The 24,797-nt window shown below is 33.4% G+C and carries 21 protein-coding genes and 1 pseudogene; 16 read left to right on the forward strand and 6 right to left on the reverse strand.

What is annotated here, in order from left to right; genetic code table 11:
- Positions 1–4: 4 nt before the first annotated feature.
- The 7 genes and pseudogenes from ERL59_RS13210 (at position 5) to ERL59_RS13235 (ending at position 8,630) form a co-directional block, all read left to right on the forward strand.
- Positions 5–1,792, forward strand: coding sequence for an IucA/IucC family protein (locus ERL59_RS13210; RefSeq protein ID WP_160646702.1), 1,788 nt, complete (start codon positions 5–7; stop codon positions 1,790–1,792).
- Positions 1,767–2,339, forward strand: coding sequence for a GNAT family N-acetyltransferase (locus ERL59_RS13215; RefSeq protein WP_328699950.1), 573 nt, complete (start codon positions 1,767–1,769; stop codon positions 2,337–2,339). Before ERL59_RS13210 ends, ERL59_RS13215 begins: the two co-directional genes overlap by 26 nt.
- Positions 2,326–3,663, forward strand: coding sequence for a lysine N(6)-hydroxylase/L-ornithine N(5)-oxygenase family protein (locus ERL59_RS13220; RefSeq protein ID WP_160646703.1), 1,338 nt, complete (start codon positions 2,326–2,328; stop codon positions 3,661–3,663). Before ERL59_RS13215 ends, ERL59_RS13220 begins: the two co-directional genes overlap by 14 nt.
- Positions 3,660–5,447: pseudogene (locus tag ERL59_RS13225) on the forward strand (IucA/IucC family protein); the annotation flags it as partial. The gene ERL59_RS13220 and the pseudogene ERL59_RS13225, both read left to right, overlap by 4 nt.
- A 48-nt stretch (positions 5,448–5,495) precedes the next feature.
- Positions 5,496–6,056: a GNAT family N-acetyltransferase gene (locus ERL59_RS21105; protein WP_328699951.1), complete on the forward strand. Its 561-nt coding sequence runs from the start codon at positions 5,496–5,498 to the stop codon at positions 6,054–6,056.
- Complete coding sequence (locus tag ERL59_RS13230; protein ID WP_160646705.1) at positions 6,046–6,990, forward strand: alpha/beta hydrolase; 945 nt, start codon at positions 6,046–6,048, stop codon at positions 6,988–6,990. Before ERL59_RS21105 ends, ERL59_RS13230 begins: the two co-directional genes overlap by 11 nt.
- Before the next feature lie 260 nt (positions 6,991–7,250).
- On the forward strand, positions 7,251–8,630 hold the full coding sequence (locus tag ERL59_RS13235; protein WP_160646706.1) for a DEAD/DEAH box helicase: 1,380 nt from the start codon (positions 7,251–7,253) through the stop codon (positions 8,628–8,630).
- Between the two features lie 118 nt (positions 8,631–8,748).
- On the opposite strand, the gene ERL59_RS13240 is transcribed toward ERL59_RS13235, so the two are convergent.
- The 4 genes from ERL59_RS13240 to ERL59_RS13255 all read right to left on the reverse strand — a co-directional run bounded on the left by ERL59_RS13240 (position 8,749) and on the right by ERL59_RS13255 (position 12,588).
- Positions 8,749–9,822: a CotS family spore coat protein gene (locus ERL59_RS13240; protein ID WP_407925713.1), complete on the reverse strand. Its 1,074-nt coding sequence runs from the start codon at positions 9,820–9,822 to the stop codon at positions 8,749–8,751.
- A 76-nt stretch (positions 9,823–9,898) separates the two neighbouring features.
- A complete protein-coding gene (locus ERL59_RS13245) occupies positions 9,899–10,681 on the reverse strand; it encodes a HipA family kinase (protein ID WP_160646708.1) in 783 nt (260 codons plus the stop codon).
- Positions 10,682–10,686: 5 nt separating this feature from the next.
- Entirely contained in the window at positions 10,687–11,772 is a 1,086-nt protein-coding gene (locus ERL59_RS13250; protein WP_160646709.1) for a glycosyltransferase family 4 protein, read from the reverse strand.
- 6 nt (positions 11,773–11,778) lie between these two features.
- Complete coding sequence (locus ERL59_RS13255; RefSeq protein WP_160646710.1) at positions 11,779–12,588, reverse strand: UTP--glucose-1-phosphate uridylyltransferase; 810 nt, start codon at positions 12,586–12,588, stop codon at positions 11,779–11,781.
- A gap of 221 nt (positions 12,589–12,809) precedes the next feature.
- On the opposite strand from ERL59_RS13255, the gene ERL59_RS13260 reads away from it, so the two are divergent.
- The 4 genes from ERL59_RS13260 (at position 12,810) to ERL59_RS13275 (ending at position 16,107) form a co-directional block, all read left to right on the forward strand.
- A complete protein-coding gene (locus ERL59_RS13260) occupies positions 12,810–13,952 on the forward strand; it encodes a glycosyltransferase family 4 protein (protein ID WP_160646711.1) in 1,143 nt (380 codons plus the stop codon).
- 5 nt (positions 13,953–13,957) lie between these two features.
- Positions 13,958–15,025, forward strand: a complete 1,068-nt coding sequence (locus ERL59_RS13265; protein ID WP_160646712.1) for a CotS family spore coat protein — start codon at positions 13,958–13,960, stop codon at positions 15,023–15,025.
- Positions 15,006–15,785 (forward strand): hypothetical protein, encoded by a 780-nt coding sequence (locus tag ERL59_RS13270; RefSeq protein ID WP_160646713.1) that lies wholly within the window; start codon positions 15,006–15,008, stop codon positions 15,783–15,785. The genes ERL59_RS13265 and ERL59_RS13270 overlap by 20 nt, the downstream gene beginning before the upstream one ends.
- Positions 15,786–15,867: 82 nt before the next feature.
- Positions 15,868–16,107 carry a hypothetical protein gene (locus ERL59_RS13275; RefSeq protein WP_160646714.1) on the forward strand — a complete coding sequence of 80 codons (240 nt, stop codon included), beginning with the start codon at positions 15,868–15,870 and terminating at the stop codon, positions 16,105–16,107.
- A gap of 69 nt (positions 16,108–16,176) precedes the next feature.
- Here ERL59_RS13275 and ERL59_RS13280 read toward each other — a convergent pair whose 3' ends face one another.
- Complete coding sequence (locus tag ERL59_RS13280) at positions 16,177–17,481, reverse strand: UDP-glucose dehydrogenase family protein (RefSeq protein WP_160646715.1); 1,305 nt, start codon at positions 17,479–17,481, stop codon at positions 16,177–16,179.
- Between the two features lie 174 nt (positions 17,482–17,655).
- Here ERL59_RS13280 and ERL59_RS13285 point away from each other — a divergent pair, with 174 nt between their 5' ends.
- The 3 genes from ERL59_RS13285 to ERL59_RS13295 all read left to right on the forward strand — a co-directional run bounded on the left by ERL59_RS13285 (position 17,656) and on the right by ERL59_RS13295 (position 20,743).
- Positions 17,656–19,083 (forward strand): alpha/beta hydrolase, encoded by a 1,428-nt coding sequence (locus ERL59_RS13285; RefSeq protein ID WP_160646716.1) that lies wholly within the window; start codon positions 17,656–17,658, stop codon positions 19,081–19,083.
- 48 nt (positions 19,084–19,131) lie between these two features.
- Positions 19,132–19,719, forward strand: a complete 588-nt coding sequence (locus ERL59_RS13290) for a hypothetical protein (protein WP_160646717.1) — start codon at positions 19,132–19,134, stop codon at positions 19,717–19,719.
- A gap of 166 nt (positions 19,720–19,885) precedes the next feature.
- Positions 19,886–20,743 (forward strand): hypothetical protein, encoded by an 858-nt coding sequence (locus tag ERL59_RS13295; protein WP_160646718.1) that lies wholly within the window; start codon positions 19,886–19,888, stop codon positions 20,741–20,743.
- A gap of 170 nt (positions 20,744–20,913) precedes the next feature.
- On the opposite strand, the gene ERL59_RS13300 is transcribed toward ERL59_RS13295, so the two are convergent.
- Entirely contained in the window at positions 20,914–21,831 is a 918-nt protein-coding gene (locus ERL59_RS13300; protein WP_160646719.1) for an aldo/keto reductase, read from the reverse strand.
- Positions 21,832–22,358: 527 nt separating this feature from the next.
- Here ERL59_RS13300 and ERL59_RS13305 point away from each other — a divergent pair.
- Positions 22,359–23,480, forward strand: a complete 1,122-nt coding sequence (locus ERL59_RS13305; RefSeq protein ID WP_160646720.1) for a stalk domain-containing protein — start codon at positions 22,359–22,361, stop codon at positions 23,478–23,480.
- Positions 23,481–23,601: 121 nt separating this feature from the next.
- Positions 23,602–24,774, forward strand: coding sequence for a hypothetical protein (locus tag ERL59_RS13310; protein ID WP_160646721.1), 1,173 nt, complete (start codon positions 23,602–23,604; stop codon positions 24,772–24,774).
- Positions 24,775–24,797: the final 23 nt, after the last annotated feature.

A 24,797-nucleotide genomic window follows, 5' to 3' on the forward strand; every position in this document is an offset into this window, starting at 1 on the left:
AAAAGTGTTATCCAGTAAACAAATTGCTGAAAAGGCTACGATGCAAAGTTTTTTTAATTGTTATTTAAAAGAAACAAATCATTATGAGTGGGATGAGCAAACGAAAATGATCAGATGTCCTTTACAACATGTTGGTGGGGAACTGATAGTGAAGGTTGAGTATTTTTCACTAACAGGGCGTCATTTATTTGATTTTCCTGTGAAATATGAGACAGATGGAGGGAACAAATCACTTGATCTTGATTATGTTACCCTCATCTCACTTCTATGTAAAGAGTTAACAATGTCTGAAAATCATCAAGAAACACAGGATGAGTTAATGCTAAGAGTGATTCAAAGCTGCCAACAAATATCTCGATTTGTAGAGGCAAGAAACCATGAATTTGAGGATTTATTTTCATTAAATTCAACATTTATTGAAACAGAGCAAGCTCTTCTTTTTGGTCATTTATTACACCCAACCCCTAAAAGCCGGCAGGGATTCAGTGAAGAGGAGCTACCCATCTACTCACCAGAAATGAAGGGGCGGTTTAGTCTTCATTATTTCCGTGCTCATCGTTCGATTGTAGAGGAAGACTCAGCCGTTGAAAAATCAGCAATAGAGTTGATTAAAAATGAATTGTTGCAAGATCCTGAAGTACAAAGCTCCTTTAAACAAAAGTACTGTCAGACAGACGATTATGCATTGATTCCAATACATCCTTGGCAAGCTCAATACTTATTAGAAAAACCACAAGTCAAAGATTTGATATCAAAAGGGGAATTAGAATATCTAGGAAGTGCAGGCACTGCATTTTATGCAACCTCTTCATTAAGATCGGTATATCATCCAAGAGCTTCTATGATGTACAAGCTGTCGCTCAATATTAAAATCACAAATTCCTTGCGAGTGAATAAGCGTAAAGAATTAGAGCGAGGGGTTGAAGTAAAACGTTTATTAGATACAGAAGTTGGCAAGGAGTGGAAGAAAAAGTTTCCTCATTTTGAGATTATTACCGACCCTGCTTATTTAACCATTCGATTGGATGGGGAAGAAGAGTCTGGTTTTGAAGTCATGATTCGAGATAATCCTTTTCAAGAAGGAGAAGAGCATCATGTAATGCCGATTGTTGCTCTAGGTCAAGATCATCCGTTAGATAATAAGACCACCTTATTAGGTGAAATCATTCAACATTTAGCAAAACAGGAGGGACGTTCACAAGAAGATGTCAGTTTGGATTGGTTCCGCAATTATTTAAACATATCCTTGCAGCCTCTCGTTTGGTTGTATATGACGTATGGAATTGCTTTGGAAGCTCACCAACAAAATAGTATTGTTAGATTAAAAGAGGGTTATCCAGAAAAGGTATATTATCGAGATAATCAAGGTTATTATTTTTGTGAATCTATGCACGAAACCTTGGAGCAATTTCTTCCTGGCATTAGCGAGAAAAGCCAAACGACCTGTGAAGATGAGATAGCAGATGAGAGATTTCGTTATTATTTCTTTTTTAATCACTTATTTGGAATAATTAATGCCTTTGGTTGCAGCGGTCTTATCGAGGAACATAAATTATTAGCAGAGTTAAGAGAACAACTAGAGCAATTAAGGCCAATCAATCGTATGCCTTCTAAGCTATTAGATAGTCTGCTAGATGAAAAAATACTTCCTAGTAAAGGCAATTTATTAACTAGATTTTATGACATGGATGAGCTTGTTGGATCATTAGCCACACAATCTGTATATGTCAAAACAATGAATCCACTCACTGCTAAGGAGGTTTATCGTGTTGGTCAGCTTCAAGATATTTGATCAAGAAATCCAAAAAACGATCTCTTTTCGTCCAGTAGAGTTAACAAAAGATGTGAATAGACTCCATAATTGGATGCACCAGCCGCATGTCGTTCCATTTTGGAATCTTGCAATATCCTTAGAAGATTATGAAAAACACCTTAAAAATTTTTTGAATGATAATCATCAAATATTATATATAGGTGAACTGGATGGAGCACCGATGAGCTACTGGGAAGCATATTGGGCGAAGGAAGATATCATTGGTCAATATTACAATGTTGATTCATATGATCAAGGCATTCATCTATTAATCGGACCAAAAGAATTCATTGGTAAAGGTTTGTCTCTGCCTTTTTTACGAGCTATGGTGAAATTTCAATTTCGGCATTTACAAACAAAAAAAGTCATTGCAGAGCCAGATATTCGTAACGATAAAATGATTTATGTTTTTGAAAAATGTGGCTTTGAAAAAGTGAAGTCCGTTGAATTACCAGACAAAACAGGGATGTTGATGTTTTGTGATCGTGAACGTTTTAAAAGGAGATGGAAGTATGAAGATTTATGATGTCATTGGAATTGGAGTAGGACCTTTTAATTTAGGACTTGCAGCTTTACTAGATCCAGTTGCAGAAATCGAAGCTCTATTTTTTGAACAAAAATCGCAATTTGAATGGCATGAAGGAATGCTCATTGAAGGTACGACATTACAGGTTCCTTTTTTAGCGGATATGGTTACAATGGCTGATCCTACTAGCCCATTTAGCTATCTGAATTATTTAAAGGTTCATCAACGATTATATCATTTTTACTTTCTAGAGCATTTTTTAGTCCCGCGTAAAGAATACAATCACTACGGACAATGGGTAAGCTCACAACTTGATTCATTAATGTTTCATCATCGTGTTGAAAATATCCAATTTATTGAGGAAGGTAACGATTCATTTTACAAAGTAGAAGTGCGTGATCAAACTAATGATGAAGTTAACAGTTACTTTGCTAAACATCTTGTTTTGGGCATAGGTAGTGAACCTTATATGATGGATATGCTTGGTCCATTTTCAAACGAGGATATCTTTCATTCTGCTCTCTTTTTACAAAGAAAAGAGAGAGTTAAACGTGCTGAATCTATTACGATTATTGGATCAGGACAAAGTGCGGCAGAAGTTTTTTATGAACTTTTAAAAGAACAACCTCAGTATGGATATGAATTAAATTGGTTTACACGTTCACGAGGGTTTTTTCCTATGGAATATTCCAAGCTTGGTTTAGAGCACTTTTCTCCTGATTATATTCAATATTTTTATCAATTGCCTCAGTCAAAACGGGATCAGATATTACCTAAGCAAGATTTATTATATAAGGGGATTAGTGCTAAAACCATCGCTGACATTTATGAGCAGCTCTATCATTTAACTATTGCGAATAAAGAAATACCCGTAAATATGCTCGCATTAACAGAATTGCAAAAGGCTGAGGAAATGAATATAAATGGGCGAGTAAAGTATAAACTGCATTTACAGCAGATTGAGGAAAATACTTCAATTGAGACAGAAAGTGAAATTGTTATTGCTGCTACGGGATATAGGCATCCAATTCCTTCTTTTATTTCAGATATTCGCTCACAGATTACCTGGGATGAACAAGGTCGGTATATTGTTGGAGAAGATTATAAATTACAACTTACTAACCAGATAGAGCGTCATATTTTTGTACAGAATGGTGAGGTTCATACTCATGGCATAGGTGCTCCAGATCTTGGGCTAGGTGCTCATCGTAATTCAGTCATTATTAATGCATTAACAGGTCGGGAAGTTTATCCTATTCAAAAGAAAAATGTATTTCAACAGTTTGGTATAAATAAAAACAATCGAAGAGGTGTAAATATATGAATTACATCGATGAATTGAAACAAATAACGCCACATATTTGGAAGCAAGCTGGCACACAATTGTTAGAAAAAATGTTTGCGGAATTTATGTATGAAAACATTATTGATCCAGAAATCATGCAAAAAGATGGAGATATCGGACAGTATAAATTATTGCTTGATGAAAGAATAGAATATCGCTTTGAAGCAAAACAGCGAATGTTTGACAGTTATCAAATTTTGGAAGGTTCTATAGAACGAGGAGTTCATGGTGTATTTTTAAAAGCAACACAGCCTATTCAATTTTTATTAGATATCCAAAAATTGATTGGAATGCGCTCAACTACTACAGGACATCTCATTAAAGAATACCAGCATACGTTACTGGCGGATTGCCACATTTTATTAAAGAAAAAAAATAAAGAAGCTAATTTGTTAGATATGGATTATGCAGAGATTGAAGGAGAAATGGAAGGACATCCTTGGATTACTTACAATAAGGGTCGAATTGGTTTTGGATATGATGACTATTTGGCATATGCTCCTGAAAGCAAACAAGAGGTGAAGTTGACTTGGTTAGCAGTTGACAGAAGCATTGCATCCTTTCAAGGAACTAGTTCACTTTCGTATGAAACATTGATGTTGAATGAACTGGGTCAAGATCTTATAAATCATTTTACAGCTATTTTAACAGAAGAACACATTTTACTAGAAGATTATTTATTCATTCCAGTACACGAATGGCAGTGGAACAATATATTGATTCCTTTATTTGCTGAAGACCTTGCTTTAAGAAAAATCATACCACTTGGTGAAGGTACAGATTTATATTTACCACAGCAATCTATCCGTACATTTGTAAATAAGAGCAGCAAACATAAACATCATGTAAAATTGCCAATCAGTATATTAAATACATTAGTGTATCGTGGTTTGCCGGGTGAAAGAACAGTAATTGCCCCGGAAATAACGGAGTATATTCAAGGTATTTGTGAACAAGATCGATTTTTGAAAGAAGAATGTCGACTTATTTTACCTGGAGAAGTGGCTTCAATACATGTTAGACACGATTATTATGAGAAATTAGAAAATGCACCATATCAATATATTGAAATGTTAGGAAGTATTTGGCGTGAGAGTATTTATTCATATCTTGATGAAGGGGAGAAAGCCATTAGCTTAGCATCTTTACTTTATGTTGATGATCAAGGTAGACCGTTTATTGGTCAGTTAGTGGAGGGATCTGGAATATCCGTACAAGAATGGTGTGAAAAATTCTTTAATGTAATAATGCCTCCGTTACTCCACTATTTATATCAATACGGAACAGTGTTCTCACCACATGGACAAAATACGATATTAGTCTTGAAAAACAATCAGCCTCATAGACTGGCAATCAAAGATTTTGTAGACGATGTGAATATAAGTGATCAACCACTGCCTGAATTAGAAGGGTTATCAGATGAACTGAAAAAAGTGCTGCGAAGTGAACCACCTGAAGGTCTTTGCCAATTTATTTTTACTGGGTTGTTTATTTGTCACCTGCGATATCTTTCTAATATTTTAGAAGATCATTATCAGCATGAGGAGAATAAATTTTGGGGTCAGCTTCTTCAAGCGATTATAAATTATCAAACACGTTTTCCTGAACTACAGGATCGTTTTGATTTATTTAATATCCTTAAACCAGAGATGACTAAATTGTGTTTAAATCGAAATAGAATGTTGGATTATGGTTATGAAGATGATGGTGAACGACCGCATGCATCAGAATATGGTAAAGTAAAAAATGCTTTATACGAAGTACATCGATTACGCCAATCCGTTACTTATGTAGATATTCAATATAAAAAAGTGGTTACTGTTCGTCCAGTATCTTATGAAAAAGATTTAGAGATGATATATGAGTGGATGCAAGAAGAACATTTAGCACCATTTTGGAAGTTAAATGTCCCTTTAAATGAATTTCAAAGTTACTTGAAAAAAACGCTAGAGACTGAATACAAAGATATATATATTGCTAGTCTTGATGAGGAACCCATTTGTTATTTTATGACATATAAAGTATCAGAAGATCAAATTCGAAACTATTATCATGTTGAAGAAAAGGATTTAGGGGGGCACTTTGCAATTGGAAAAAGAGAGAATTTAAAAAAAGAGGTTATGATCCCCTTAGTACGAGGACTTCTCTCTTTTGGTTTTAATAGGTATGACGCCAAACGCATCATTGTTGAACCTGATATCAGAAATCGAATTGTGATCCCTACTTTACAACAGTGTGGGTTCGAGGTTCACTCTCATATACAATTACCTCATAAAAAAGCAGCACTGATGATCTTGAGGAAAGAGCAATTTGAAAAACAAATGTCAGAATTGAAAAAAATAACTAACGGAATAGATGCATATGCCTATTGATCCTCAGATTCATCAATTATTACAAAAAATAGGGAAGAGGATGACGGACCTTGGTCATCCTCCTATCTCTCAATTAACACCTGAACAATCTCGTTATTTTCATCGAGAAGCGAGAAAAATGTTTCTTAAACAAAGAGAGGGTGAGGTGACTGTAACAAATAAGAATATTCATCGAAAAATTCATCCGGATTTGCCTGTACGTATTTATCATCCTATTCAAAAAGAAACACATCTTCCAATTCTTGTTTATTTTCATGGAGGGGGCTGGGTATTTGGTGATCTAGATAGCACTGATGATATTTGTAGTTTTTTAGCAAAGGTTGCAAAATGTATTGTAGTTTCCGTTCAATATCGTCTTGCCCCAGAAAATAAATATCCTTTGCCTTTTATTGATGCTGTTGATGCTGTTAAATGGACATATCAAAATGGGGATGTTTTTGGTGGAGATGTAAACCGTATAGCCATTGGTGGTGAAAGTTCAGGGGCTAATTTAGCAGCAGCTGCAGCTATAAAAATAAGAGATAGCTACGATATTAACCTTTTATCTCAATTACTAATTACCCCTGTTACCAACTATGGCTTTAATACATCATCTTATTGTGAAGGTTTTGCTTACAGTCTTTCGAAGGAAACGTTAATTTGGTTTTGGAATCATTATTTGGAAAATGAAGAGCAAGGAAAGGAAATCTATGCTTCTCCTTTACAAGTAATAAACGCTGAGAATTTACCCCCGGCTTTGATTATTACAGCTGAGCTTGATCCTCTGCGAGATGACGGTTTTTTATTTGCTGAGAAATTGAAATCTTCTGGAGTTGATGTGGAGTATATTTGTTATGAGGGATTTGTTCACAGCTTTGTACATATGATTCACATTGTTGAACGTGCAATGCTTGTTATGCATGAAATCGCACTGCGTTTTCGTAAAATGTTATAACTATAAAGTAACATTCTATTAGAACCCCTGAATCACAACCACTTGAGTCAGAACCAAAAAAGTTATAAAAAATATTCCCTTTGCCAGATTACGATAATATGATAAAGTTGAAGTATTCATAAAAGAATAACACTATAGAAAAAGCGCCCAATGTGGTGCTTTTTTATCGCGTAACTTTCCTCTTTATCACAAATAGGATAAATAACAATTATTTGGAAAATGCTATTCAAATATAAATATAAAAAGAAGGTAAATTAAAAATGCAAAACTTTTTACAGCTCGGTATAAGCGAAGAAATAAATAACTTTTTGAAAGAAAACGGGATTTTCAAACCAACTCCAATTCAACAACAAGCCATTCCTCATTTATTAGAAGGGAAAGATGTTATTGGTAAGGCTCAGACAGGAACAGGTAAAACCTTAGCGTTCGTATTGCCTATTTTAGAAAAAATTGATCCTGATAAACCAGAGATTCAAGCCATTATTGTTACACCAACACGTGAATTAGCATTACAGGTAACTTCTGAAGTAAAAAAGCTCGTTGCTAAGATACAAAAACTTAATGTTTTAGCAGTATACGGTGGACAAGATGTGGAAAAACAGTTACATAAACTAAAAGGAAATAATCAGATTATTGTAGGTACACCTGGGCGTATCATAGATCATTTGGGACGTGGAACGATTAAACTTACCAATGTTTCCATGCTTGTGTTGGATGAAGCAGATCAAATGCTGCATATTGGATTCTTATCTGAAGTGGAAGAAATTATTCAGCGTACACCATCCAGCAGACAGACAATGTTATTCTCAGCAACGATGCCACAACAAGTAAGATCTTTAGCGAATCGATATATGAGAAAACCAGAAGATATTCGAGTTAAAGACACAGAAGTAACAGTCAAGGATATCAAACAAATCGCAATCGAGACAACAGATCGTGCGAAGGAAGATGCATTAGTAAGCACTATCGAGAAATATCGACCATTTTTAGCGATTATATTTTGTCGGACAAAGCGAAGAGCAAGTAAATTAAATGAGGCTTTAAGAGAAAAAGGATTGAATTCAGACGAGCTTCACGGTGATTTATCCCAAGCAAAAAGAGAACAGGTAATGAAGAGATTCCGTGAGTTGAAAGTCCAATTTCTAATTGCTACAGATGTTGCTGCTCGTGGATTGGATGTAGAGGGAGTTACTCATGTAGTTAACTATGACATTCCTCAAGATGTGGAAAGTTATGTCCACAGAATAGGAAGAACTGGACGAGCTGGTGAAAAGGGACTGGCGATCACATTTGTAGCACCTAAGGATCGTGTGGCTTTAAATCAAATTGAAAAGGGTATTAACATGCCTATAAAAAAACAAAATGTTGATGGACATGTTGCCGAAGACCGTTCCAAAAAAACTAAAAAAGTCAATCAAAAGAGAAATAATAATGATGAAGGCAAATTTGGTAAAAAAGAGAATAAAGGACAAAAAGGGCGACGTGGTGAAAGTAGAAGAGGGGAAGGTAGAGCTTCATCAAAGCCTTCTGAGAAAAGAAACAAGGTTAAAGCAGGTAAGCCTGCTAAGTTTGCTAAAAAGAGTAGCAATTCAAATAAAAGAGGTGCAAATCAAAAACAAAAGAAAAATAGCTACAGATGATTTCAACTTAAAAAAATGCAAGGGAAAGGGTTCCTACAATATACCATTTGAAAAGTGATAGAGGATACCCTTTTTTAATTTTAAAAATTGTTTTTTCAACAACCCGCAATCAGCTGATTTATACTTGATGAATCAGTTTATTTAATTCCCGTGATTTAATTCTTTCATACTCAAGAGCGCCATGAAGTTCCTCCACAAACATTGGGGATTTTCTGACGTATCTTTCTCGAATTACATCATATAACTCATAAGGAAAAAGCATATCGATAAACATAATTTGTTTTTGTTCCGAGGTTAGAGGTGCAACAGACTCATACGCTTCAATCATGACATTAAATTGTTCTTCGTTCCAGACACCTGTTGTATCCAGCAATGGGATGATCATTTTTCTCAGATCTCGAATGGGTAAATCGTAAGAAACCGTATCTAAATCAATCACCCATATTTGTTGATCAAGATCTAGAAGTGTGTTTCCAGTACCATAATCTTGATGACACAAATTAGGTGATGCTTCTATTTGTGTAACCCAATCCATGTATCCACTTTCTAATAATCTGCGTAAAGTATCAATTCCTTCTTTAATAAATGGATCAATTTCTTTTAGATACATTTGTGAAAATGGATCATCTGGAAATTGTTTTGCAACTAATTTCCAAGTTTCCATCTGTTGACATCTTTTAATATAATGATTTGGCCAACGGCCAAGTTTTTTAAATACGGGGACACCAGGAGGTGGTAAATATCCAACTGACGCAATGTGGAAAGTTGCAAGTCCTCTCATTATGAATTGTAGATCTTCTGTAACGGTTAGCTCAAATGGTCTTCCCTCAATCCATTCGTAAACAACAAACAAAAAAGGTCCATGTTTTGTATACAATTCACCGTTTTTGTTTGGGATGATACCAGGTACTCTTGTTCCTTTTTTTGCTAAGTAATCCTGTGCATGAATTGAGAAGAGTGCTTTCTTTTCTGGGCGATGAATTCTTTTTAGACAAAATGGACCTTCTTCTGTATGAACCTTCCAAACAATGGCCATCTGTCCACCTTGAATGACTTCAATAAGATTCACTTTTTTATCCCAATTACTAATTATCGTATCTGCAAGTTGAATTAGTTTTTGTTCTTCTTCTGGTGACAAAACATATTCATTGCTTTCTTCCTTATTTTCATCCTGTAAAGGGTCTACACTCAAAATTCCCACCATCCTTATCCTATTTTAAGATATAGCTTAACTAGGCTCCTTTATGGGCTGTATCTGTGATGTTTAATTATTTTCTGTTCTTAAGCAAAGGTGAATATATTTCATTAATAAATTGATTAATAACACGTGGAATCACTTTGTGTCTTCTGTAATTTAAAGTCTTTAGAACATTTTTTTGTTCTTCTTCTGATATTTTCCATTCCTCAGGGATTAGAGATAATATTTCCTCAAGTAACAATGTAGGAATGGTTTGGATCACTTCAATTTGCTCTATAAATTTTTTTTCATTTGGAATATAATTTGCAAGAGTTTGATGGGTTACATTGTTTAATACTGTTTCAGGAAGATTTTCTAAATCAGCAGCTGTCCAAGATATTGAGGAGAATATTTCGGAATGATCCATGAGCCAACAATGATAAACGCCAGGTGATTCGTTCTTTAGCATCACATTTTGATGTGTCCGATTAGTATTACATAACCAATAATCAAACACGACTACCTTTGCAAGGTCTTCAACATTTGAAATATGCCCAGCTTCTGCTTCATTTAAAGGAATAGTTTCCTCTAAGTAAAGGTTTGCAAATTGTTTTTTGGATAAATAATGTTGCTTGTTCGTATTGAGATCTGGTATTTCCTCTAAAAATATTTTAGGTATTTCAATAATTTGAACTTCTGGTACAGGAATTCCCATATATTTTGCAATACAGTAAGCGATCCATTCATTCATTAGAGCTTTTTCTTCACCAGCATGCAAAAAATGTACTGCATAGTTTTGATGATTGTCAAAAGAAACAAGATGCTTATGGTTTGATTTATGTTTTAAAGGCTTCTGATACGAGATGGGAAGCATCTTGATCAACTCTCTTTCATTACGTTATGGAGCATATCAATATACTTGGTTGCGCACTGTGAAATTGAAAAATGGTTATTTACTCTTTGGATTGCAGCATTAGACAAATGCTCATATAAAAAAGGATCGTCTAGGATTGTATAAATAGATTCTGCTGCTTCTTTAATGTTGTTTTCACGAAATAAATAACCCGTTTTTTTATGAACAACAATTTCAGGTATTGAAGAGACATTTGGTGCAACGACAGGGACACCGCAGGCCATGGCTTCAATGAAGGTGTTTCCAAAAGATTCTCCTTTCGTTGTAGCAATTGTACAACCACCAGATTGTTTAATTTTCGCATAAAGATGTGGCATTTGTTGGTAAGGGATGACAGGGAACCATTTAATGAACTCATTTAACTGCTGTTTATCCCTTTGATTTTCAAATTTAATTCTATCCTTACTTTGGTCACCACCAATGACCCAAAATTCAATGTCATCTCTTTCTGATTGCACAAGTTTGGCGATTTTAAGAAGCTGTTTCCAATTTTTTCTTTGATCTAGCCTTCCAATATATGCAACAATTTTTTTATTTGATACGATGGGATCAGCCATCATATCTATTTGATCTTCAGGAAGTTTTCTAAAGAAAGAAGTATCTACTCCATTATAGATGACCTCTATTGGAGAGTTATGTTTAACTAAGATGGATAAAACTCTTCTCTGATGCTCAGACGGAACTACAAATTTGACCGGATTCACTTTGTCGAAGCCTTCTAAATTACGTTTTAATTTAATAATTTCCGGGGTCCGAGCTTCGATTAATATTGGTCTTCTAGAATTTGTTTGTGACAGCCATTTGTAAGCTTGATTTGTATCTACCACAATAACAGCATCATAATGATTGTACTCCAGTAAATGATGAATTTCTTTCTCATCTTTTGTAACATAAACAGCAGCAACGTCCTTCATCATATGCAAGCCACCAAGATCCTTACAATATAAAAATTCAATATCTATTCCATGTTTTTTGAAGAAAATGGCACGATTCCGCCATCCAGCATTCACTCCGCCAACAGTTAAAAGGCGCCATATGACTAATAATTTCAAGTTTAGTCACTCCTCAATATCCTTTAAATATGTGATCGCTTTTAGATATTCTTCTTTTCTTCCTATATCAAAACGCTCAGCAGTAATAAGTTTACCTATGCACGTTTCTGACTTTCGAAGTTCATTGATGGCGTCAGTAAGTTGAATTTCTCCATCTACACCTGTGTTGATATTTTCTAAATAAGAAAAAATAGATGGAGTAAATATATACCTTCCTATTACAGCTAAGTTTGACGGAGGGTTATGGGTAGGTTTTTCAACGATATGAGTTACTTTGAATAAGTCAGGTTCGATTTTATTTGTTTTAACAATGCCATAGTTTGAAAGTTGTTTCGGATTTACTTCATAAAGTCCTAAAACGCTTTTTTTATGTTTTTCATAAACAGTAGTTAATTGTTTTAAGGCAGGTATTCTGTTATTTAATATAATTTCGTCAGGTAATAATACAGCAAATGGTTCATTCTGAATGAATCTTTTTCCTAACTTTATAGCATCACCGAGTCCTTTTGCAAAGGGCTGTCTTATATATTGAATATGAATATCAGGTATTTTAATTTTGTCTAATAAATGGATTTTGTTTTTTTGCTGTAAAAAAGTTTCTAATTCAATAGAACGATCGAAATAATCAAAAATTAAATTTTTTGAACGGGAAACGATGATTAATATCTCTTCAATCCCAGAAGAAATAGCTTCTTCAACAATGTAATCAATAGCGGGTTTGTTTCCAATTGGAAACAATTCCTTAGGTACAACTTTTGAAATTGGCAAACAACGCGTACCGTAACCAGCTGCAGGTATAATTGCTTTTTTTATCACATTTACATAACTCCTCTTATTTTTTAATCTAGTATATTCTGTTGAGTTTAAGTGGGAATTTGTCTAAAAACACAATTTTTTTAAAATCCAATAAGATTAGGAACACCCTTCATTTTATTCTCGTATCATACATATAAGAAATAATTATTTTTCATGAGAGGTTGTTCAAAAAGTCTCGGATTAATAATCTTTTGAACACGAATTATGAATGGAGGCTGAAAATGAAAATTGCTTTAATCTCTACAGAGAAACTACCGGTACCAGCAATACGAGGTGGAGCTATTCAAATATATTTAAACTCGGTTGCTTCCATTATTGCGAATAAACATGATGTGACAGTGATTTCTATACAAGACACAGAGTTAAAAGATGAAGAATCCAAAAAAAATGTAAGGTATGTTCGTTTTCCTGAAAATCAATATGTTGAAATGATTGAACAATATATACAAGTTGAAAATTTTGATGTGGTTCACTTATGCAATCGTCCTAACTGGATTGAGCAGCTTTGTCATGCAGCACCACAAACGAAATTTGTATTAAGTGTTCATAATGAAATGTTTTCCTATGAAAAAATGACAGATGCAGAAGGGAAACGTTGTGTGCAACAAGTTTCTCAAATTGTGACGGTAAGTGATTTTATAGGTCGGACAATAACAGATCGATTTCCAGAAGCAAAAAATAAAACGAAAACCGTATATTCCGGTGTTGACTTACATCAATACCAACCTTCATGGTCTGTAGTAGGTAAGGAAACGAGAAATAATGTTAGAGGTGAACTTGAGTTACAAGGAAAAAAAGTAGTTTTATTTGTAGGAAGACTTAGTAAAGTAAAAGGTCCTCATCTCCTTCTTCAAGCACTTCCATCCATTATTGAAAAACACCCTGATGTGATGATGGTGTTTATCGGTTCCAAATGGTTTGGTGACGATAATCTGAACAATTATGTAAGGCATTTGTATACGTTAGGTGCAATATTTGAAAATAATGTGACTTTTATTAAATTTGTTAGACCGCAAAATATTCCTCAATTGTATGCCATGTCAGATGTGTTTGTATGCTCATCACAATGGCAAGAACCTCTTGCTCGTGTTCATTATGAAGCTATGGCGGCAGGTTTACCGCTTATTACGAGTAATAGAGGTGGTAATCCAGAAGTTATAGAAGAAGGAAAAAATGGTTACATCATTCATGATTTTGAAAACCCACAAGCGTATGCAAAAGCGATTAATTTGTTATTAAATGATTCTAGTAAACGAGCGAGAATGGGTAAGTATGGTCGTAATAAAGTAGAGAAGGATTTTAGCTGGAATAGAGTTGCAGAAAATTTATCGCAAGTTTATGAGGGAGTAGTCAAGGAGAGGTGATACATTTGGATCAGGAATATGCTCAAGAAAAGCACTTAAAACGTGTTTTACAATTATACCCCTTTGAGGTTGGGGAAGTTAGATTATTAGAAAGCAGAAGTGGCAGAACAACATGGGAAGTGAATACAGATCAAGGTAAAAAAATTCTGAAACAAGCACACATGAATCCTAAACGAATGTTGTTTATTGCTGGTGCCCATAATGATTTGGTTCAAAAAGGTTTAGGTATTACTCCTATTCATAAAACGAAAAATGGGGCCATTTGTATCGGTGCAGAAGATCATGCATACGTTGTATATGATCATGTAAAAGGCAATGAGATGATTTATTACAATAAGGAGCAAATGAAGAAAATATTTGATTTTGCAGGTAAGTTTCATCAATCATCAAAAGGGTATGTTCCATCCAATGAAAGTAAAACACGAAGTAGGTTGAATAAATGGCACAAGTTATTCAGATGGAAACTACAGGAGTTAGAAGGGAACAAACTTTTAGCTCAAACCTATCCAGATGAACCTTTCTCTGTTTTATTTTTAGAGTATGCAGATAAAATGCTTGAAAGAGGAAGAACTGCCTTAAACGAACTTGATTCTGGACCGTATGAAGAGTGGATCAAACAATCTATTGAAGATAAAAGTTATTGTCAACAGGATTTTACACTAGCACGATTTACTGAATTAAATGGGGAGCCTTTCATGAGGGAGCTTCATTCGATAACCTATGATTTACCTTCTAGAGATTTACGAATTATTTTAAATAAAATGATGAAAAAGCTGTCCGTTTGGGATATTGATTTTATTATTCAATTGCTTCGTGAATACGATGCTTGTTATCCATTAACTAGAGACCAATATCGAGTTCTTTGGACTGATTTGAAATTTCCACATCTTTTCTGTGCAATTGTACACAAGTATTTTTTAAGTCAAAAACGTTCATGGGGTGATGAAAAATATATTTGGGCTTTACAAAATATTATTGCAGTTGAGGATTCTAAGGAACGATTTCTTAATCAATTCTCTGAAATAACGGAAGCTATAAAAGAAGGTGAACGAGGTGAGAAGGCTGAACAATAGAAAATCAATAGATTCACAATTTAACATTCCAAAACTTGAATTAGAAAAGTTTAAGTTTTCACCACCAGGACCAATGGGATGGAGTTTTGCTGAATATGAAAAAATGCTTGAAAATCATGAAAAAATTGTACTTAATGAATCAGCTGTAGAGGAAAATTTAGCAAATCTAGAAGGAAAACGGTTGCAGGAATATCCAAGTGAAGGATTAGTTTCACAAGATACAAATGAAAGTTTAGAGGGTGTAGGTGTTGAAGAAACCTTACAAAGTATGAAAACAGAGAAAGTTATAGATGATTCAGCTCCAGCAAAATCTGAGGATGTAAATCTTGACAATTTGACTGAAAGTTTAGATGAGAACACTCTAGAGGAAAAAGAAGTTAAAAGAATAGATCTAATCGATGGAGAGGAGGCAGATGAACATAAAATGTATAGCGGTAGAGGAACAAAAACGAATTTATTAAAAATAATAAATGATCAACAGCCTGCTAAAGAAACAGTAGATGAGTCTAAACAAGAACAAGCTGAAAAACAGGTTGATAATCAAGAAAGTGAACAAGTGAAAGAAAAACCAGTGAAAGAAAAAGAATCAAATGAAAAGCATTCAAACGAAAAACATTCAAATGAAAAACAAACAAAACAATTGAATAAGAAGGAGAAAAAATCAAATAAAGTCATTGTACCTAATAACCTTTCAGCTGCACCGTGGTTATTGAACCCTATAAATAAAACAAAAAATACGAAGCGAAAGAAAAAGAAGTAAAAAAACATGATTAAATTTGTCAATAATGTATGCATTGCTGCATATCATGTAGCGTAATTACTAAGGATGAGGAGGAATTTAGGTGGGAAGAGTGATTAAAGCGAAGGTGGATTTGGATTTTGAAGAAGGGTTTGAACTATCTCATAAAAAGAGTGCAGAGCATGTTTTAAAAGCTGTGATGGAACAAATTAGTAGTGCAACATTTGAAGAATTAGAAGTTGAATTAGAATTTGATGATGGCACCACTCATGAATTTGTCATTGGCGAAGATGCTGATGATGAAGACGAAGAAGACGATGATGAAGAAGAAGATAACGAATAAATATTAAATTGTAGAAAAAGATCTGACTCAAATCCATTGAGTCAGATCTTTTTTTGCTTTCAAAATGTATTACTCTGGAAGTTTGGTTTCATTTCTTGAACGACCTAAGCCAACGTAGGTGAATCCATGTTTTTCTACTTTATTTCTATTCAAAAAGTTTCGAGTATCCAGTACAATATTCTCATTCACTCGCCGCTTAATATCATTCCAGTCTAAATATAAAAACTCATCCCAGTCTGTAGCCACAATAATACAGTCAGTATCATTCAATGCATCATTTACATGATGAAATTGAATTACATTGGTAGTTTCATACTTTGCTTTCGGGTCATAAACGTGTACCTTGGCATTATGTGCAACTAATTTATGGATCAATCTAATTGCAGGGGAAGATCTAATATCGTCTGTGTTTGGCTTAAAGGAAAGACCTAATACAGTGATTTTTTTGTCTGTTAAATTTGGGATATAAGATTTTAATTTATCCATATACACATCTACTTGTGTCTGATTAATTTCTTCAGTAGCCATGAGTAGTTTCGGAAGGATCTCTTGCTTTTTTGATGTATAAATTAAAGATTGAAGATCTTTAGGAAAGCAAGACCCACCATATCCTATGCCTGCTTGTAAAAATTCAGATCCTATTCTTGGATCACTACCAATACCTTTAGCAACATCCATAATATCTACGTTAAATACATCACATATTCTCGCCATTTCATTCATAAAAGAGATTTTAGTTGCTAAAAAAGAATTGGAGGCATATTTTATCATTTCAGCTCCCTTCAAACTAGTAACGACAAATGGGGCATTAATACCGTAGTATAGTTGTTTCAATTTTATTAGTGACTGTTGATCATGATCTTCTAATCCCACAACAATTTTGTCAGGGTGTAACATATCCTTCACTGCCGAACCTTCCCTGAGAAATTCTGGATTTGATACAATATGGAAGCGGCTTCGTTTTACTTCAAGTTCAAGTAATATTTCTACAAGTTTATCGTTTGTTCCGATAGGAACGGTACTTTTTGTAATAATTGTTTTATGTGAATAAATTGTGTTTGCTATTGTTAGTATAACTTCATTTACAAATTGTAAATCTGCTTCTCCATCTGGAAGCTGGGGTGTGCCTACAGCAATAAGTATAGTCTCTGCTCTTCCAATGGCATCTTCAATATCTTCAGAAAAAGAGATGTTTCTGTTAAAACCAACAAGTAATTTTTCTAAACCAGGCTCAAATATTGTGATAGACCCTTCATTGAGTTTTTTTATTTTTTCACTGTCTTTATCTACACATGTTACCTTATGACCAAGCCTTGCAAAAACTACGGCTGATGTTAAACCTACATACCCTGCTCCTATGACACAAATTTCCATGTGAACACTCCTTCGTGTTGAAGAGATGATATAGTTTATATCAAACATCTGATTTTGTGACAATGGGATTTAGAAGATTTGAAATGTTATAATATTGACATTAAAAACAACGAATAATTTTAATTTTGGAGGTGGCAACATAGCTTTAATCGATAAATATGAGGCTATGGATCTATGAGAATACTTGAGGTAATTTTATTTTTACTAGTTTTAGTCATGATCATGTCTATGTTTAATAGGAAACTTAGGGGAACTAAATTAATAAAGGTTTTACCTTGGTTTTCTTTATTAATATTCATTATTCACGGTTATACTGAGGGAATGCGATGGCAACTGAGCATATTGTATATTTTAATTATTTTACAACTATTTTTAAGTTTCAAATTTATTAATCAATGGATGTTTGAACATATACGTCTAAAAAAAGCGATCTCTGTATTGGTGATATTGTTTTTTGTAGTTTCCTTACTATTTACTTACGCATTTCCCGTGTATAAAATGCCAGTACCAGAAGGGAAATATGAAGTTGGAACCGTTTCATTTGATCTTGTAGATAATAATAGACAAGAGATATATAGTGAGAATATATCTACAAATAGAAAAATTAAAATACAGATGTGGTATCCTGCACAGGATGTTCAGGAATACAATTTAGTACCTTGGTTAGAAAAAGATGCCGGTACAGTTGCTAAAGGGGTAGCAAAAATGATGGGATTCCCTCAATTCGTCTTAAGTCACACTGCTTTGGTTATGTCTAATTCATATGAAAATCCACCAATATTGGAAGGGGAGGATTTATGGCCAGTCGTAATGATCTCTCACGGGTGGACGGGATTTAACAATATTCATGCAGATGTAGCTGAATTGTTGGCTAGCCATGGTTATTTAGCGATCTCTATTGATCATACTTATGGATCTGCGGTAACTGTTTTTAATGATGGAGAAGTAGCTTATGTGAATGAGGATGCATTGCCTGAAAGGGAAATCACTCCAAATTATTTGGAGTATGCAAATACATTAGTAAATACATTTGCTGGAGATATAAACTTAACATTAAATCATTTAGAGAAAATTAATGTTGGTAAGGTAGATGAGAAATTCAAAGGGAAATTAGATCTTTCTAATATTGGAATAATCGGCCATTCTACAGGTGGAGGAGCCTCAGTTGCCACTGCTTTGGATGATGATCGAGTAAAAGCTTTAATTGGTATGGATGCTTGGGTAGAACCTATTCAAAAAAATAAACTGGATGCGGGATTGCAAATCCCCTCTTTATTTTTAAGAAGTCATGAATGGGAAGAAAGTTTGAATAATGAAAACTTATTTCTGCTATTAGACAAAAATAAACCGCCAACAGATTTATTTCAAATTAATAATACGGGGCATCAGGATTTTTCCATGATTTATATGTATTCTCCGCTTAGCAAGTACTTTCATATTACGGGTGAATTGGATGGAAGAGAGGGTGCTAAGATTCAACATGAATTTATTTTGAACTTTTTTGATTTGTATCTAAAAAAATCTGCTAATAAGTCCATTGATGATGTTGCTAACGAATTTGATGTTGTAAATAAGCTTTATAGTAAAACATCGAGTGAATAGTTTGAAGTATAATTGAAAAAAAGATAGAAGCAATGTGAGGTTTTTTTAATGACTGGTGAAAATGAGACGGTGTATGAAATGGATAATGAAAAATTAGTGGAATTGCGTAAGCATCAATTTATTTTACTTAATCTTACTTTTCTTTTCATTTTGATATTGTTTCTAGTCTTATCTATGTTGGATATTACTACAAAACAATTTTATTTTGGAAGTTCTATATTATTTGCTATTCAATTATTTTTATATTTAAAGTTTGGCAAAACGGATGTGCTCATACATACTAAAAAAATGAAAGAGTTGCACAAATACGAGAAAAAGAAGCTAGGTAAAGAAGAGAGAAAACAACGAAATTTGGTGATAGGGTTACAATTTTTCGCCATTGTTTGTTTTGTTATGATGGGTACAATTACTCCTTCTGAAAAATTTTTTAATTTATTAACCTTTTCATCTGTATTTTATTTCTTTTTTGTCATGATGATATTAGTCAACATAATTACATTTATTCGGAACAGAGCGTTTGATCGTAATAAAAATCTTGAAGGCTTTACGATGAAGATGTTTTTAATCAATATTTTATTTGTTTTCTTTATTGTTAGTATTTTAGTGATCAGTTCCATCTTATTAATAAGGCTCTGACATGTAAAAATTTGTTTACTAAATTTCACGACCTAAGCCTAGGTATCAACATAGTCTTAGGTCTATTTAGTATGTAATAAAAATGGTTTAAAGTAACATTTAGGATGAGTAATAAAGCATAATTTAAATAAAAGTTAAATTAAGGTTATAAAATGAGGTGAGGAATATGAACGATGAAATTAGATCGTTTAAAAATGAAAAAATGTTGTTTTCCACAGGGATGGTTGGATTTATAGCGGGGTTGTTTTGTATGAGTTACTATTTTTATCAAGGTAGTTCAATTGTCCCACCAGAAGGTGACATTTTTAAAGCAGTTTCTTTTAATTTTGCGATTGGCTTATTCGCACTCACTACCGCTTTTCTTATGCCTTTTGTAAACTTTTCAAAAGTAAAGGGTAATCTCTTTCGATTTTCAGTTTTCCTCACATTTGTAATTGCAATATTTTTAGAGACATTTCAGAATATTAGAGGTGTTGATCCTAGATTTTCAGCTAGTACTGAATCTTTTGATCAAATTTTAGGGTCTGTATTTGGATTAGATGCGATGTTGATTATATTAACCTATTTATTTTTCACATGGCAAGTCTTTCGTCCCAGTACCTTATTTTTTTCGTCAAATATGGTTTTGGGGATTCGTTATGGTATGTTATCAACATTAGTTTCATTTGCAGCAGGGATTTGGATCTCAGAACTGTCCAGTCGATATACTGGGGAGGATGGTAATATCATTTGGCTCCATGGGTTAGGTTTTCATGGTGTGCAGCTTATTCCCATCATGGCATGGTTACTTGGAAAAAGCAGAATTCATAACCAGAAGAGTCTGATCCATGTGACAGGTTTATTATGGTTAATTGTTAATTTGTCTGTTGGAATTCAAACCTATGTAGGTAAGTCAATTTTTGAGTTGTCCCCAGTTATGAGTACGGGTTATATTGCATCTATTTTGTGTTTCATTTTGATCAGTTATGTATTATTTCATGTTCTACTAGATAAGAAGGGTGCTGACTTCAAAAAGATGGTTTGATAACTTTATAAATGATTATCTGTTTTTTCAACTACAACAAAAAGAAAATAGAGGGAATCTGTGGTCTTATTGCACTAATTTTCGTTAATTTTTAATGGTTGTCAAATTCAATGTAATAAGACCACTAAATACCTTTATTTTTGATTACTTCAATATGAATAGAAGTTATGTTACCAAGGGACTGGATCATTCTTAAGTTCTTTTTGCCAGAACGTTTGTAGTTGTTTTTTCATTTCACTACTCATTTTTTGATCACTAGCTGATAAATTATCAAATAGCTGCTGTTCATTTTTTACACCAGGTATGACTGTAGATACTGCATCATAAGAAAGAATAAATCTTAAAGCAGCTTGTACCATGTTTTGATCTTCATTAGTAACATAATTAATTTGCTTTAACAGATCAAATCTACGATGAATGATCTCATCAGACCATCTGCTTCGAATTCCCTCAAACTGACTGTTTGCATTATACTTTCCGGATAACCATCCCGAATCAAGCGGAACTTTGGCAATAATACCAATACCTCTTTCTTTTGCCATTGGAAATGCTGCAGCAGTTTCTTGATGAAATATATTAAACAATACCTCTAATACTTGGCTATTTGTATTTTGAATAACTTCTAACATTTCTTTACTAGAATCAACAGAAGCTCCATAAGCTCTTATTTTGCCATCTTTTTTTAAGTTTTCCAGTTCTGCATAAATTGGACTTTCTCCATTTAAATATTCAAAAGGAGGATTATGTAATAAGATAGTATCGATATAATCGGTTTGTAATCTTTTTAAACTTGTTTCTAGTGATTTTTTTAATTGGGTTGGGCTGAAATCTTTACCAACCTTCGTGTTTACCACAACTTGATCCCTTTTACCTATAAAGGCTTTTCCTAATAATTCCTCACTTTTTCCACCACCGTAATTTGGGGCCGTATCAAAAAAATTGCAACCTTGATCTATAGCAGTATGAACTAAAAAAATCGCTTCTTGCTCTGACATGTTTCCCCAGTCTTTTGCATTACCTAATTGCCATGCCCCGAAACCGACTTCTGAAACCTTAATACCTGTACTGCCTAATATTCTAGTTTCCATATCATAAATACCTTCCTTCCATGTTATATGAAAAATTTTAACACAATCCCAGTCATAATATACAGTTTCTAATAAAACATTAAAGGGACTTATGCTCAGTAATTAATAAACTTCAGTCTTGACTCACTATTAATAGTTAGATAAGATTTCGTATAAATAGATTGAAGTAATATTTTAGTTAACTTGGATAGGAGTGAACAGAAATGTCAGAAGAGTTGTAGAAACTAGAGATATTGTCTTACCCGAAGCGAGTGCACCAGCAGCAAAGTATTCAAATGAAATTGAACAATAATTATGATTATTAAATAAATATAAGAATACGCCTAATCCGTTATTAGGTGTATTTTTTTGCATTAAAGTAGCATTCGATAAGGGGAACCCAATGAAAATAGTTCCTTACTTTTTTCTTAAAACAAACTGTAACTCTTTTGTAACCCATCAGTACTAGTATGTAATATATGATTTAGATGCAAGAGCTTAAATCTATCTTATATAAAAAAATCTAACAAATACAGGGAGAGATTCGAATGAAAAAATATGCAATGATTATTACATTAGCAGCTACTTTACTAGTTGGAGGCACGCTTCAACCTAGTTTTGCAAATCCAAATTTATTTCAAGAATCGAAAAATACATCAGATATAAACTTAATTAAGAATTTAGAACAAGCAGTATTGGTAAAAGAACACGATTTATCTTTTGAAAATGATTTTCTAGAAGTAAATGCCTCTTTACCAGAAATTCAAGGTTTAAAAGACGAAAACTTTCAAGGTAAAACCAATGAGAAAATCAAGATGATATTTGAAAAGAAGATAGAAGAATTAACAAAGGATGCAAAAGAGCATGCACAAGAAGCCAAAGAAAGTGGATGGAATTTTCACAAATATTCATTAGATATGGGCTATGATATGAAAATTGCTGGAGAATTAGTTTCGATTGTGTTTGAAACAAGTACTTATACAGGTGGTGCAAATGCAACTAGTATTGTAAATTCAGTAAATATAGTGAATCAAATCGAAGCGAAAGAAGTAAGTATTACAGATTTAATAGAAATAGATACAATCAATGAACTAGTCTTGAGAGAAATTAATAAAAATCCAGATGATTTTTTCAAACCAGGAGATCTTGGATTCCAAACAGTAGAAGAGAATCAGGCTTTTTATGTTGAAGGGAAACAATTGGTATTAATTTTTGATGAGTATGAAATCGCTCCTGGTACCGCTGGCACACCATCTATTTCCATTTCATTTGATAATGAAAGGATGTATCATACGTATGGTGATGAAGTCATTCAAACTGAAGAGATATTTGTAATCATTAATGGAGAAGTACAAAGTTATACTCAACAACCAATCGTTATGAACAATACAATTATGGTTTCTCTCAGAGGAATATTTGAAGTTTTGGGTGCAGATGTAAAGTGGGATCAAACAACTAAAACAGTAAAAGCTACAAAAAGTGAAATTGAAATTGTATTAACAATAGGTGATGAAGTAATAAAAGTGAATGATAAATCTATCATTTTACAACATCCTTCAATATCTATAAATGGATCAACAATGATTCCTTTACGATTTGCAAGTGACGTACTTGGTGCAAATGTAGAGTGGAATCAAGATACCAAAAAAGTGACAATAAAGACAAACTAAGATTATATAGTTTAGTTTAACTAAACGTAAATACAGAATAAAAGAGTGATGTGAATTGTTAAAAGTACTTAAAAATACCTTCATAATATTTATAGTCTTGATTATACTATCAGGATGTAATGTGCTTGAATCACCTACTTCTCTTATAAAACCACCTAAGTTAGGAGACTCTCAAGCTGATTTAATGAATGCTGTACAAGCAGCTTTACCTTCAGGAGTGATATTGCTTAGTCCAGTTGAAAAAGGTGATGCATCTCCTTTTCACCTCATAGATTTAGATCAGGACAAAAAGGATGAAGCCGTTATTTTTTATTATGATGCTATAAAAAATACAGGGATACAAGGTCTGATTTTTATAAAAATCAATGGGATTTGGCATTTGGATCAAACCTTTTCAGGCTTAGGAATAGAACTATACGATTTACAGTTTGCTGATGTTACAGGAGATGGAAGATTAGAAATTATAGCAGGTTATGCAAATGGTGTGTTAGAAAAGGGTTTGAATATTTATGAGTGGCAAGAAGGAAATATTGAGACTTTATTTGATACTGCTTATTCTAAATTTGTAGTGGATGATTTAAATCAGGATGGATTAAATGAAATAACAATATTGTTAGTCAATCGAGGGGTTTCAGCAGCAGTAACCACGCATCTTTATAAACAAAATGAGTTTATAGCTTTAGATGACATGTTATTAGATGAATTCGGTAGTTATGAAAACGTCACCTCAGGTTTTGTGACAAATGAGAGGCGAGGATTGGTATTGGATATTCAAGTAGGTGCTCATGCTGCCTATACTGAAGTTCTATTATTAGAAAACAATCAACTTCAAAAAGCCTCAGATGAAATGGAGAATTTAACTTGGAAAGACTATCCTGTACATAGTGAAGATACAGATTTGGATGGGATTATTGAAATTGGTAAATTAATTCCTCCTGTTGGATTTGAAAATGAATCTTATGCGACTACCCCATATATTACAGGATATTATCAGTGGATTGGTAACGATGAATTAAAATTAAAATTACAAAGATTTTATGAATATCAAAAAGGATTTTATTTTGAATTTCCTAAGGAGTGGAATAGTTTATTAACGATCGAGAGATCAGATAATGAACAGGAAATATCCTTTGTAACCATTTTAGGGGGGGATTTAGTTTTTGATGTGATTTCTATTCCTGTTGAAGAGTGGGAATCAAATGAGAATATGTTTGAGTTGGGTCGGAACAACAAATATGTATTTGCCACGAGTGTAGTTAACTCAGAGTTAAACATGTATTTTCACCTTCTTTAAATTGTAAAGATAGGCTGCTGAAC

Origin of the sequence: Chengkuizengella marina (assembly GCF_009910845.1) — a bacterium.
Taxonomy (GTDB): domain Bacteria; phylum Bacillota; class Bacilli; order Paenibacillales; family KCTC-33759; genus Chengkuizengella; species Chengkuizengella marina.